The sequence below is a fragment of the Candidatus Nitrosopumilus sp. bin_7KS genome, assembly GCF_054095835.1.
Map to the genome: position 1 here is coordinate 12,140 of NZ_JBSWSO010000010.1, position 11,809 is coordinate 23,948.

The window sequence follows — 11,809 nt, forward strand, 5'->3', positions numbered from 1 at the left end:
GTATTTTTTTAATATCCTCTAGCAAAGATTGGAACTGCTATACTTTGTTCTTGACAGTAGATGCATTTTTGATTTGTATTTTCACTTCCAAATGGAATAACTCTGATTTCTGCTCCTGTTTCTTCTTTAATTTTCTCTTCACATTCTAATTTTCCGCACCAAGGTGAATTGAAGAAACCTCCTTTCTCAATTTTTGATTTAAAATCAGAGTAATCTGAAATTTCTAAAGAGTTACTTTTAGCTTCTTCTCTGGCTTTTTTTAGCATCTCTACTTGAATTTCATCTAATATTGTGGGGATTTTCTCAATTTCTGTAAAACTCAAACTGATTTTTTCAAGATTGTATCTTTTTGCAACTACCATGCTATTTTTTTCAATATCTTTGGGTCCTATTTCTATTCTTAATGGAACTCCTTTTAGTTCCCAATCGTTGAATTTGTAACCTGGAGATAGTCCTTCTCTTTCATCTACGTGTACTCTGATATCTTTTGATTCTAATTCTTTTTTGATTTCTTCTACTTTTGGAAGTATTGTTTCTTTTCCTTCATCGTTTCTGTAAATTGGAACGATAACTACTTGCATTGGAGCTACCTTTGGTGGTAAAACTAATCCTTTATCATCACCATGTGCCATGATCATGGCTCCAATTAATCTCCAAGACACTCCCCAAGATGTTTGCCATGCAAAATGTTCTACATTATCTTTATCTGCAAATTTAACTTCAAATGGTTTTGAAAAGTTTTGACCTAAGAAATGAGATGTGCCCATCTGTAATGCTTTCCCATCTGGCATGATTGATTCCATTGTAGTAGTGTATACTGCTCCGACAAATTTCTCTTTCTCACTTTTTTTACCTGTTGTCACTGGAATTGCCAGTTCTTCTTCAACTGTATTTTTGTAAATATCTAAAATTTTCATTACTTCTTTCTCTGCTTCTTCTTGAGTACTGTGTACAGTATGTCCTTCTTGCCACAAAAATTCTGAAGTTCTGAGGAATGGTTTTGTTGCTTTAATTTCGGCTCTTAATGCGGTGTTCCAAAAATTTATTTTTAATGGTAAATCCCTCCAACTTTGGATCCATTTTGCATACATGGTATATGCCAATGTCTCAGATGTTGGTCTTAATGCCAGTCTGTCTCCAATTTCATTAGTTCCTGAATGAGTTACCCAAAATACTTCTGGATTGAATCCTGCAAAATGTTTCTGTTCTTTACCTAATAGTGATTCTGGAATTAAGATTGGTAAAAATCCATTCCTAATACCATTTCTTGAAAATTTTTTATCAAAAGTACTTCTTAATGATTCCCAAATTGAATAACCGTCTGGTCTGAGTACAATTAATCCTTTAACGGGAGCATAATCTGCAAGTTTGGCCTTTAGAACTACTTGTGTGTACCATTCACTAAAATCATCTTTCTTTGAAACTGTGATTCCTACGTCTTCTTTACCCAAACTAAGATTTATTGAATTAATTTAACTAATGAGCCTTTCGTGATGATTTTTGTTTTAAAACTAATTTGTTATTTTAGTGGGTCGCCTTTGCATAATACTTCGCCCATGACTCTACTTTGGAAATTCGGACAAACGAAACATTGAACAAATTGGATATCTTCTTTTAAAACTGGGCACTTTACAAATTCTTGTTTCATTCTTTTGAGCATTTTTGGACTAACTCCTTTGAGTTTCAATTTTCCTTTATCATCCATCAAACCTAAGTCTTTTAATTTTTCTTTGAGTTCGGCAGGGAATTTTACTTTATCTTCGGTTGTTTCAATTTTTACATCATATTTGCGTTCTAGCTCTTCTGCCATACTTAGTATGATATGCTCGGTGATTTATTACTAGCGTTTTTTAGATCTGAAAAAAGTTTAAACTTTAATATAATTAGCGATTTTTTTCAAAATCAGATTACTATTGTTAGCTATTTTTGATGTTGAGGGAGTTTTGTATGATGAAGAATATCTCCCAATTCTTGCAGAAAAACTTAACAAAGAATCTGAAATTTGGGAAATCACAAAACAAGGAATTCAAGGAAAAATTAACTGGGAAGAGGGATTACGAACTAGAGTTGCAGCTTTGAAGGGTCTTGATGAACAAACTTGTCAAGAAGTATCTGATGCATTACCCATCATGACTGGTGCAAAAGAGGCATGTATGGCATTAAAAGCAGCAGGATGGAAAATAATGGCCGTATCTGGTGGTTTTTCCCTGATGATGCATAGATTGAAAAAAGAATTGGATCTTGATTATATTTTTTCAAATGAATTAATTTTCAAAGATGGTAAACTGGATGGTGTGACAATTAATGTTGATTCTGATAAATCAAAATCTGCAAAAATAAAAATTGAAGAATGGGGTGAGAAAAAAGAAAATATAGTTTGTGTCGTAGATGGTGCAAATGACATAAAGTTATTTGATGTTTGTGGATTGGGAATTGCATATCGTGCCCAAGATATTGTCAAAGACTTGGCTACTACAACTTTAGAAGAAAAAGATCTATCAAAAATTATTGATATTATCAACAAACACTACAAACTTGAATTAGAAGCTGCAACTCCTGCATAAACAATTTTTTAGTCCTTTACTTGAGATACATTGCTTGCAAATCATTCCTATTTATGTTGAAAAAGAGATCGAACCATCTGATGATATCTCTGACATCATTTTAAAATCTGAAAAATTAAATGATGGTGACATTTTAGTAATTGCACAAAAAATAATCTCTAAACAAGAAGGGCGTTTGATAGATTTGTCCACTGTGACTCCTTCGTTATTGGCTGAGGGTATTAGTTCTCAATATCAGAAAGATCCTAAAATTATTGAATTAATTTTATCTGAATCAAAACGAATTGTAAGAATGAAAAATGGGATATTGATAGTTGAAACTAATCAGGGATTTATTTGCGCAAATGCTGGAATTGATGAAAGTAATATCCAAGAAGGATATGCAACTTTGTTACCTGTGAACTCTGATAATTCTGCACAACAAATTAGAAAAAAAATTCTCGAGCAATCAAACAAAAATGTAGCAGTAATAATTTCTGATACGTTTGGTCGACCTTTTAGAATGGGACAAACTAATCATGCAATTGGAGTATCTGGATTAAATCCTATTTTAGATTATGAGGGAACTTTGGATTCTTTTAATAAAATTTTACGAGTAACTGCAATAGCTATTGCTGATGAGATTACATCTGCATCAGAATTAGTTATGGGTAAATCTTTGAAATGCCCCTTTGCGATAATTCGTGACTATTCATTTAAGATTGAAGATCATACAATTAATGAATTAATTCGCCCTGAACATGAAGACCTTTTTAGATAATTTTTTTCAAAATTTAATTCTACTGTGAAATAGGACAAGATAAACTCGTATAGCTTTTAATATGACAATTTGGTCTTTAGGGATTAGTAATGTCTGAATCTACTGAAAAAAAACTAGATGCAACAGGATTGTTTTGTCCTGAACCTGTATTTAGAACCAAAATTGAAATTGAAAGAATGCAAGTCGGTGAAATAATTGTTGTATCTGCTGATGATCCAGCAGCTGAAGATGATATTTCAAGATGGGTTACAAGAAATGGCCATGAATTATTAGACATGTCCAAAGACGGTGAAACTATTACATTCAAAATTAAAAAGGTGAAATAATCCCAATCATGACTACTGTTACTGATACAGATGTTTTGAATCGTGTAGGTAATACCCCTCTGGTACATTTGGATTCTCTTTCTCATGATAACGTTGAATATTTTGCAAAATTAGAGGGTCATAATCCATTTGGGTCTGTTAAAGACAGGGCAGCATATTACATGATTAAAGATGGTGAAGAAAAAGGAATTTTAACAAAAGGGAAAAGCATCATCATCGAACCCACCTCTGGTAATACTGGAATTGCATTGACAGGAATTGCAAATATCTTGGGCTATAAAGTTGAGATTGTAATTCCTGAAAAAGCAAGTAATGAAACTAAAGATATCATAAGAAAACTAGGGGCCAAAGTGTTTGAAACCAGTGATGATTTATGTCCCAAAGTAGGTGCTGGAACTGATCAAAGCATTGCACTTGCTACATCGATTGCATCATCTAGACCTGATACGTATTATTCTCCAAATCAATATGCGAATGAAGCAAATTTCAAAGGACATTATGTTGGAACTGGACCTGAAATTTGGAAGCAAACTGAAGGTAAGGTAACTCATTTCTTTACTGGTGTTGGTACTGGAGGTACAATTACCGGAATAGGTGCATATTTGAAAGAAAAAAATCCTGATGTTAAAATAATTGGATGTCAACCGCAACAAAATCACTTAATTCAAGGATGGAGAAATTTTGAAGAATCTGCAAAACCTGATTTATTCTTAAAAAGAGAAAATGTTGTTGATGATTGGGTATCTGCTGATAATGATGAGGCATTTTCAGTTGTAAAAGACGTGTTTGCTAAAGACAAACTCTTGATTAGTCCATCTTCTGCTGCAGTTTATGCATGCATGAAAAAATATCCTATTGATGGAGATGCATGTGTTGTAGGAATTTTTGCTGATGATGGTAGGAAATTCAAAAGTGTTTACGCAACTCAAAATGTTATGACTGAGGAAGAGTTTGATGATTGCCTTAAAGATGCAAAACACATGTCTGAATTGGCATACTAGTTATTCAAGAATACTTTTCAAATGTTTTTCATAAAATTCTCTAAATGATCCATTCATGTCCATCTCATGTCGTAAACATTCGTTACTTTGTTCTGTGATTTGATTTTTAATTTCCTTACTCCATGGGCTTTGTTGTTTATCTTTTGAATCAATTATTGTTGGGTTTTCTTTAATTTTCTCCATAGTTTCAGATAGTGTTGTACTTAATTGTCTGAATTTACTAATGCGTAAAAGAAATCGTTGTGATTCTTCCTTGTTTACCAAGTCCATCATTGCATGAACTTGATTGTAATATTCTAAACCTTTTTCATTATATTTTTTAAAATCCTTCATTCTTTGATTCCAATACTCTTTAGTTACTTTTTCTTCAATTCTATAACTGAATTGAATTTCCCCCAAATCCATTCCTAATTTAGCTAGTTTGTCGCTGTGTTCTTTAGCTATTTTTTTTAGATTCTCTGGATCTTGACTCATTATTCAATAGTTTGCGCTCTCTCAATAAAGAGTTTAGATTTTTGATTCATTCCATTTTTTCTCAGATTCTTTTGTATATTCTAACATACATACTTCACAGAATGAATCCCACTCTGTAATTCCTAATCCCTCGAAATATTTTACAGACCATTTGTATGAGGGTAATTTCCTATATTGAAATTGTTGAATAGTGTAGATATCTTTCTGATGAAATTTATTCAGGCATTTTTTACATTGAGCATTTTTCATTACTGCTTATCTGCACTTTCAGTGAGATATTTGTCCACATCAATTGCTGCCATACATCCAAAACCTGCTGCAGTAATTGCTTGTCGATAACTTCTATCATGTACATCGCCTGCAGCAAAAATCCCTTCCATGTTGGTATGTGTTTTATTCTTTAATACGATGTATCCTTCATCATCTAAATCAATTTGACCTTTGAATAGTTGTGTATTTGGCACATGACCAATTGCAACAAATAATCCTCCTGCATCAAGTGTAGTTTCTTCATTTGTTTTTAGGTTTTTCAAAACTGCATGTTGTATTTTTTGATCACCTTTGATGGCAGTAACTGCTGAATCAAAATGGAATTTTATTTTTTCATTGTTAAATGCTCTTTCTTGCATGATTTTACTTGCCCGCAGTTCTTCTCTTCTATGTATTAGATGAACATTTGATGCAAATTTTGTAAGGAATGTTGCTTCTTCAATTGCAGAATCTCCCCCTCCTACAACAAGAATTTCTTGATTTCTAAAGAAAGGACCATCACATGTTGCACAATATGATACTCCTTTTCCACTGAAAGTTTCTTCACCTTCAACACCTAATTTTCTTGGATTAGCACCGGTTGCAATGATTACAGCACGACCTTCAAATTCCTCTGATGCTGTTAGAACTTTGAATGGTTTACGTCTAAAGTCTACGTCAACTACTACATCATCAATGATTGCAGTTCCCATTCTTTGTGATTGTTTTCTCATATCAATCATCAAATCAGGACCCATAATCCCTTTTTCAAATCCAGGATAGTTTTCAACTTCTGTTGTATTGACTAGTTGTCCTCCCGGAAGTAATCCTGATAAAATCAAAGTGTCATAACCTGCTCTAGAACAATAAATTCCTGCAGTATATCCAGATGGACCTGCACCAATAATGATTACATCGTATTTTGTTTTAGTTTTATCTGATATTTTGATTTCATCGTCTCTTGTTTCAAGAACTGCTGACCCTGCGTCTCCTCCTGACATCATAATGTTAATGGTCTTAATTTCAATAATTTAAGTGAATATCTCTTTTAAATTATATGGATTTCATTCTTTTTAATTTATTTTTTAAAACATAGAATATGATTCCAATTCCGATAATTGCTACTCCTACAAGTACTACTTCTATTTCAAACTGTAATGCCATATATCCTGAAACTATCAATCCCAGTAATGGAAGAATTGGAAATTTTCCAATATTGATGGGGACTTTGAATTTTCGTTCAATATCTGGTTCTGTGTAACGTAAAACGATCACTGCTAGATTTACTGCAGCAAAAGTAATCACAATTGCAAAAACTGTAATGTTTGCAATAATTACAATATCTCCAATAAATGTAAACGATATGGCCGTAATCATGATTACAATTACAGCTATCCAAGGTGTTTTTGTTTTAAAATGAACTTTTTTTAGAATGGATGGGAATACTTTTTCTTTTGCCATGCCATAAAAAATTCTAGAACCTGCAACAAGTGTGATCAAAACTGTATTGGTTATGGCAAAAAGTGCTATAGATGAAAGTATGATGTGCGCTTCTGAACCTAAACCTCTTTCTGCTACTAATGCTAACGGTGCAGCTGAATTGGCAAGTTCCTCCCAATTTACAACTCGAACTACAGCTAAAGAAACTAGAATGTAAATTATACCTGATATTAAAACTGACAGAATTATTGCTCTGGGGAGTGTTTTTCTTGGTTTTTTTACTTCTTCAGCCATATTTGCCATATCTTCAAATCCAATAAATGCAAAAAATATCAATACAAATGCAATGGCAATTCCAGTTAATCCTGATGGACTTTCAGAATAATCTATAGGCTCTGGACTAGCAAATGTAAATCCAATTACAATGATTAGTATCAATCCTGTTGCTTCAATTACTGTAAAAATAGTATTAGTCCAAGCAGATTCTCTAATTCCTATGAAATTTACTATTGAGAGAATCACTAACAAACCAATTGCTGAAATAACTATTGGAATATTTACAAATTCAGCGAAATATCCTCCGAATCCTAATGCGACTGTTGCAGCTGTAATTATAGATGTGATTGCTGTCAACCATCCAATTATGAATGCAAAAAAATTATTTTTGAAAGCATTTTTAATGAAAACATATTCTGCAGCTGCCTTTGGAAATACTGATGATAGCTCAGCATAACTAAATCCTGCAAACAATGCGACAACAGACCCTAATGCAAATGAAATCCATACGGCATTTCCTGCAAAACCCGCGGCTTCACCTATTAGAACATAAATTCCTGCACCTAGAATTAAACCAGTTCCATACATTGTAAGTTGGAACAGACCCATGTGACGCTTTAATTCAGACATATGTTACTAACCCTGAGACACCATAAAATTGAATATTTTCTAGGTCTCACAATAGTTCTCTTTTTGAATTACTCATTTTACAAATTAATTATGTCAAATTATATATTTGACAGTCACTTGTAATGTCAAAGTTGAAAATCATAATAGACAATCTGTATGGCCTTTAAAATTGAATGTTAATCCATTTCAAATATGGTAATTAAAACAAAGAACATTTTAGTCCCACTTGATGGTTCAAAAAATTCAATTCGTGGTTTAGATATGGCGATACATCTTGCCCGACAGTCTCAAGGGACTATTGTTGCTTTAGCTGTAAAAACTGTGCCTGGAATATATGCAATTCATCCTCTAGGATTTTTGGATTTTAATTCAATGACTGAAATAAATAAATTACTTGGTGATGCCAAAGTCCGAGCTGCAAAGAAGGGAATTGATTTAACCGGAAAGGCCATTGCTGGTGATCCTGGATATGACATTGTAAGATTTGCAAACAACATTAAAAACAAAATTGATATGGTTGTAGTTGGAGCTCGTGGAAGAAGTTCTGCCAAAGAGCTTTTCTTGGGAAGTGTTTCAAATTATGTTTTGCACAAGTCAAAAAAACCTGTATTGGTAGTGAAATGAATAGTTTCAAAAGTATTCTTGTTCCAATTGATGGCTCAATATATTCTGAAAAGTCTTTAGACCGTGCAAGTGAATTAGTTGGTGCGTTAGGTTCGGTTCTAATTTTAATATATGTTGTAGAAAAATCAATCCCGATTAATTTTCTTGATAGAAAAGAATACCTTGAGCTTCTTCGAAAGTTTGGAACTAATGTATTAGAAAAAGCAAATAAGAAACTATTGAAAAAAGGAATCACTGCAAAAATTTTCTTAAAAGAAGGAAATATTGTAAATGAAATTGAAAAAATTGTAAAAAAAGAGAAATGTGATCTTATAGTTGTTGGAAATAAAGGGTTAGGTTCTGTATCTAGACTATTACTTGGAAGTGTTTCAAATAAAATTTCACAATCATCTTCTTGCTCTGTTTTGATAGTAAAATAGACCTAACTTGCTAAGGTGCTTACAATATCTGACTTTGTAATTATTCCTACCAGTCTTGAATTATTTAGAACTGGGAGGCCACTGATGTTGTATTTTATCATTTTAGTTATGGCAACTTTAACTTCATCATCTTTATTGACTGTGATTGGGTTTGTGGACATGATGTCTGTTGCATGAAATGGGAATAGATAGCTCATTTGATTGGCGTGAGTCTCAGCCAATCCTTTTTTGAATTTATATTCTTGAACTTCTTTAGGATCTGCTGATTCTGCAATCCATTGTGGGATTTTTGCAGGCACAAAATCCCTGAATGTTATTACTCCTACTGGTTTTTGATTTCTTTTAATGACGATTCTAGAAATTCCGTATTTTAATAACAAACTTTCTACAAATAATATTGGATCACTTGGTGCTGCAGTGATGACATTTGACTTCATTATTTTTGAAACTAATATTGAATCTGATCCTTTTGTGAGAACTGCTGTAGTGAGATCTGTTTCAGTTACAATTCCTGCTAGTGTTTTATCTTTGTTTAGTATGATGACTAAACTTATTCTATGTTTCTTCATTAATTTTGCACATTCTTTTATAGAATTCTCTTTGCTTAACGTATACAATGTTTTTAATTTGAAATCTTTAGCTTTTACTGATTTTATTGGCTTTGTTCCTAGTTCATAAATTTTTTTTGCAATATCTTTTTCAGTGATTACTCCTATTGGAAATTTTTTATCGGTTATAATTACTCGTTTTACTTTTTTCTGTAATAAGATTTCTCTTGTTTTTAGTAATGTTGTACTAGGTGAAACCGTAATTGGTTTTGTAATAAACTCCGATAATTGCAAGTCTCTAACATTCATTATGATTCTAATCTATGATTGATTAATTATTTCTCCTAATAATACCAATACTGAAAATCAGATTTGGTGATTATTAGATAGATATTTACTTCTAGTTTGTTTTACTGGAACATGGCAGAAAAAGTACCTTTGTTTGTTATTGGTTTACCTAAAGACGAACCTGCAAATCAAGTACTTTTATCAAAATTCGGTGACGCTTTAGAGAAAGTTCAACAAGTATTGCCTCATATCATTGAAGCAAAAATTGCAGTTGAATCTCAAAACCCTGAAGGTACTAGAACTCATTATGAAGTTACAGCTACTGTAAAAACATCTAATGATAGATTAATTTATACTGAATCTGGTTGGGATATTTTAAAAATTGCTGATGATTTATCTAGAAAATTAGAGGGTGAATTACAAAAAAATGACAATAAAAGACAAAGAGACAGTATTCGTAAAAAAGAATTTTGATTTCTATTGTTGGTAGTGGTCGTGTTGGCACATCTATAGGATTTCTTTGTGTATCACATGGATTAGATGATGTTCTGCTTGTAAACCGTGATAAAAGAAAGGCAATTGGTGAGGCATTAGATGTTGCAAGTGCAATTCCTGCAAACTCTAAATTTACTGTTAAGGGAACTGATGACTATTCTCAAATATCAGGCTCTGAAATTGTTGTGATTACTGCAAGTGTTGGTGTTTACATGAAAAATAGAACTGAAAATATCCAATCTCAGGTAAAAATGATCGAAGATATTGCACAAAAAATTAAACAGTATTGCCCATCTGCAATAGTTTTGATAGTGTCTAATCCTCTTGATGTTTTGACTTATTTTTTCCAAAAAATAAGTAGAATTTCTAGATTCAAAGTCATTGGCATTGCATCTAGTCTTGATACAAGTCGATTTCGTTATCTGATATCTGAAAAACTATCTGTTCCACAATCTTCTGTTTCTAACGCTCTTGTTTTGGGAGAACATGGTGATTCTATGGTTCCTGTTTTCTCTGGTGTTACAGTTGGCGGTAATCCTCTTTTTTCAATGATTGATAGTAGGGATGACATCACTGAAGATGTTCGAAATTACTGGAAGAAATTGAGAAGTTTTAAGAGTCGATCTCAATTTGGTATTGCAAAAAATACCTTTGATGTTATTGATTCTATTTTACACAAAAAAGAAATCACAATCCCTGCATCAGTAGTTCTTGAAGGTGAGTATGGTGAAAATGATGTTGCTATGGGAGTACCTGTAAGAATTGATCAAAATGGTGTATGTAAAATACAGATAGTGAAACTTGACGATACGGAATCATCTTCTCTAAAAAAATCATCTGAGAAGATTCGTAATGATATTCAATCTATTCGTGCTTGATTTCTTATCTCCTTGAGTTTCTCTTGATGATTGTCACATAGTTTTTTATTTTCTAATTGTGAATAGAATAGTTCCTTTTGCCAATGGGAATTGAATAATCTGCATTCTTTATTTTCACAAAATGCGTCCCCTGTACTATAATACATGATGGCTTGTAGCACATACCCTTCTACAATATCGCTTAATCTTGGATCGTGATATTCTAAAAATTGCCCTTTGTATTTTTCTTTGATTTCTTCTATCTTTGCTTCTGAAAAATTTGTCATTAAATCTAAATAGTATTGCTTGGGTTTTGCAGGTGCCTCTATCATTCCAGTTGTTGAAATTATTGTAGGGTTGGAACTGATTAGTGCTCTAGCATGATATCTGAAATCATCATTATCAAATGTTGCAGTAAGTTTGTTTGTAAAAACTATGTGTAATATGTTGTCAGTAATTGAAATATTCTCTACAATAATATTCTGTAGTTCAAATCCATCGTACAATGTCATTGTATCTTGTTCAGTTGTATCTTGATTTTCTTTTTCAATTTGAATTTCTTCTTGTGTCGGAATATGTTTTTTGAATTGATTTTTTAAATCAAAAATTCGTGTCGATGCTATTTTTTCAAATATCTCATCTTCTAAACTTTTAAAAAAATTATCGTTTATCTCAACTTTGATTTGACATGTATCTGTGATGAATTCTTTAATTTTTTCAATTTGAATTTCTGGAACTGTAGGCTCATTGTATAGAATAATCTTAGAAATTTTCACTAATGAAATATTATCTTAATTGCTTATCTTTCTAACGAATTATTTTTTTAAAGGATTAGGCGATTTTTATATATAAACTACT

16 protein-coding genes are annotated in these 11,809 nt (G+C 32.2%); 8 read left to right on the forward strand and 8 right to left on the reverse strand.

Features of this window, described 5'->3' with window-relative positions:
- Positions 1-8: 8 nt before the first annotated feature.
- Both proS and ACW9W4_RS10235 read right to left on the reverse strand, forming a co-directional pair.
- The gene (proS, locus tag ACW9W4_RS10230; protein ID WP_457762354.1) at positions 9-1,451 is read right to left on the reverse strand and encodes a proline--tRNA ligase; all 1,443 of its coding nucleotides are present in this window, start codon (positions 1,449-1,451) and stop codon (positions 9-11) included.
- A gap of 68 nt (positions 1,452-1,519) precedes the next feature.
- The gene (locus ACW9W4_RS10235; protein WP_457762355.1) at positions 1,520-1,810 is read right to left on the reverse strand and encodes a hypothetical protein; all 291 of its coding nucleotides are present in this window, start codon (positions 1,808-1,810) and stop codon (positions 1,520-1,522) included.
- A gap of 103 nt (positions 1,811-1,913) precedes the next feature.
- Between ACW9W4_RS10235 and serB the strand changes: the two genes are divergently transcribed.
- From serB to ACW9W4_RS10255, 4 genes are all read left to right on the forward strand, one after another.
- The gene (gene serB, locus ACW9W4_RS10240) at positions 1,914-2,564 is read left to right on the forward strand and encodes a phosphoserine phosphatase SerB (protein WP_457762356.1); all 651 of its coding nucleotides are present in this window, start codon (positions 1,914-1,916) and stop codon (positions 2,562-2,564) included.
- 34 nt (positions 2,565-2,598) lie between these two features.
- Entirely contained in the window at positions 2,599-3,324 is a 726-nt protein-coding gene (gene cofE / locus ACW9W4_RS10245) for a coenzyme F420-0:L-glutamate ligase (protein WP_457762357.1), read from the forward strand.
- Between the two features lie 89 nt (positions 3,325-3,413).
- Positions 3,414-3,650: a sulfurtransferase TusA family protein gene (locus ACW9W4_RS10250; protein WP_457762358.1), complete on the forward strand. Its 237-nt coding sequence runs from the start codon at positions 3,414-3,416 to the stop codon at positions 3,648-3,650.
- Between the two features lie 8 nt (positions 3,651-3,658).
- Entirely contained in the window at positions 3,659-4,651 is a 993-nt protein-coding gene (locus ACW9W4_RS10255) for a cysteine synthase family protein (RefSeq protein WP_457762359.1), read from the forward strand.
- On the opposite strand, the gene ACW9W4_RS10260 is transcribed toward ACW9W4_RS10255, so the two are convergent.
- The 4 genes from ACW9W4_RS10260 to ACW9W4_RS10275 are packed head-to-tail and all read right to left on the reverse strand — an operon-like array spanning position 4,652 to position 7,720.
- Positions 4,652-5,125, reverse strand: coding sequence for a hypothetical protein (locus tag ACW9W4_RS10260; RefSeq protein ID WP_457762360.1), 474 nt, complete (start codon positions 5,123-5,125; stop codon positions 4,652-4,654).
- A gap of 33 nt (positions 5,126-5,158) precedes the next feature.
- Complete coding sequence (locus ACW9W4_RS10265; protein ID WP_457762361.1) at positions 5,159-5,374, reverse strand: hypothetical protein; 216 nt, start codon at positions 5,372-5,374, stop codon at positions 5,159-5,161.
- The gene (gene trxB / locus ACW9W4_RS10270; RefSeq protein ID WP_457762362.1) at positions 5,374-6,375 is read right to left on the reverse strand and encodes a thioredoxin-disulfide reductase; all 1,002 of its coding nucleotides are present in this window, start codon (positions 6,373-6,375) and stop codon (positions 5,374-5,376) included. Before trxB ends, ACW9W4_RS10265 begins: the two co-directional genes overlap by 1 nt.
- Before the next feature lie 52 nt (positions 6,376-6,427).
- On the reverse strand, positions 6,428-7,720 hold the full coding sequence (locus tag ACW9W4_RS10275; protein WP_457762363.1) for an APC family permease: 1,293 nt from the start codon (positions 7,718-7,720) through the stop codon (positions 6,428-6,430).
- Positions 7,721-7,912: 192 nt separating this feature from the next.
- On the opposite strand from ACW9W4_RS10275, the gene ACW9W4_RS10280 reads away from it, so the two are divergent.
- Both ACW9W4_RS10280 and ACW9W4_RS10285 read left to right on the forward strand, forming a co-directional pair.
- Positions 7,913-8,344 carry a universal stress protein gene (locus tag ACW9W4_RS10280; RefSeq protein ID WP_457762364.1) on the forward strand — a complete coding sequence of 144 codons (432 nt, stop codon included), beginning with the start codon at positions 7,913-7,915 and terminating at the stop codon, positions 8,342-8,344.
- Positions 8,341-8,763 carry a universal stress protein gene (locus ACW9W4_RS10285; RefSeq protein WP_457762365.1) on the forward strand — a complete coding sequence of 141 codons (423 nt, stop codon included), beginning with the start codon at positions 8,341-8,343 and terminating at the stop codon, positions 8,761-8,763. The genes ACW9W4_RS10280 and ACW9W4_RS10285 overlap by 4 nt, the downstream gene beginning before the upstream one ends.
- A 2-nt stretch (positions 8,764-8,765) precedes the next feature.
- Here the strand turns inward: ACW9W4_RS10285 and ACW9W4_RS10290 are convergent, their stop codons facing one another.
- On the reverse strand, positions 8,766-9,620 hold the full coding sequence (locus tag ACW9W4_RS10290; RefSeq protein WP_457762366.1) for a CBS domain-containing protein: 855 nt from the start codon (positions 9,618-9,620) through the stop codon (positions 8,766-8,768).
- A 111-nt stretch (positions 9,621-9,731) separates the two neighbouring features.
- Here ACW9W4_RS10290 and ACW9W4_RS10295 point away from each other — a divergent pair, with 111 nt between their 5' ends.
- Complete coding sequence (locus ACW9W4_RS10295; RefSeq protein ID WP_457762367.1) at positions 9,732-10,073, forward strand: HPF/RaiA family ribosome-associated protein; 342 nt, start codon at positions 9,732-9,734, stop codon at positions 10,071-10,073.
- Entirely contained in the window at positions 10,067-10,972 is a 906-nt protein-coding gene (locus ACW9W4_RS10300) for a malate dehydrogenase (protein WP_457762402.1), read from the forward strand. The genes ACW9W4_RS10295 and ACW9W4_RS10300 overlap by 7 nt, the downstream gene beginning before the upstream one ends.
- Here the strand turns inward: ACW9W4_RS10300 and ACW9W4_RS10305 are convergent.
- Complete coding sequence (locus tag ACW9W4_RS10305; protein WP_457762368.1) at positions 10,954-11,727, reverse strand: DUF6775 family putative metallopeptidase; 774 nt, start codon at positions 11,725-11,727, stop codon at positions 10,954-10,956. The genes ACW9W4_RS10300 and ACW9W4_RS10305 overlap by 19 nt on opposite strands.
- Positions 11,728-11,809 lie beyond the last annotated feature (82 nt).

Bases quoted from the DNA above. Each gene is read 5' to 3' on its own strand.
- ACW9W4_RS10235 (WP_457762355.1), bottom strand. From the start codon at position 1,810: ATGGCAGAAGAGCTAGAACGCAAATATGATGTAAAAATTGAAACAACC.
- ACW9W4_RS10250 (WP_457762358.1), top strand. From the start codon at position 3,414: ATGTCTGAATCTACTGAAAAAAAACTAGATGCAACAGGATTGTTTTGT.
- ACW9W4_RS10255 (WP_457762359.1), top strand. From the start codon at position 3,659: ATGACTACTGTTACTGATACAGATGTTTTGAATCGTGTAGGTAATACC.
- ACW9W4_RS10260 (WP_457762360.1), bottom strand. From the start codon at position 5,125: ATGAGTCAAGATCCAGAGAATCTAAAAAAAATAGCTAAAGAACACAGC.
- ACW9W4_RS10265 (WP_457762361.1), bottom strand. From the start codon at position 5,374: ATGAAAAATGCTCAATGTAAAAAATGCCTGAATAAATTTCATCAGAAA.
- trxB (WP_457762362.1), bottom strand. From the start codon at position 6,375: ATGTCAGGAGGAGACGCAGGGTCAGCAGTTCTTGAAACAAGAGACGAT.
- ACW9W4_RS10275 (WP_457762363.1), bottom strand. From the start codon at position 7,720: ATGTCTGAATTAAAGCGTCACATGGGTCTGTTCCAACTTACAATGTAT.
- ACW9W4_RS10280 (WP_457762364.1), top strand. From the start codon at position 7,913: ATGGTAATTAAAACAAAGAACATTTTAGTCCCACTTGATGGTTCAAAA.
- ACW9W4_RS10285 (WP_457762365.1), top strand. From the start codon at position 8,341: ATGAATAGTTTCAAAAGTATTCTTGTTCCAATTGATGGCTCAATATAT.
- ACW9W4_RS10290 (WP_457762366.1), bottom strand. From the start codon at position 9,620: ATGAATGTTAGAGACTTGCAATTATCGGAGTTTATTACAAAACCAATT.
- ACW9W4_RS10295 (WP_457762367.1), top strand. From the start codon at position 9,732: ATGGCAGAAAAAGTACCTTTGTTTGTTATTGGTTTACCTAAAGACGAA.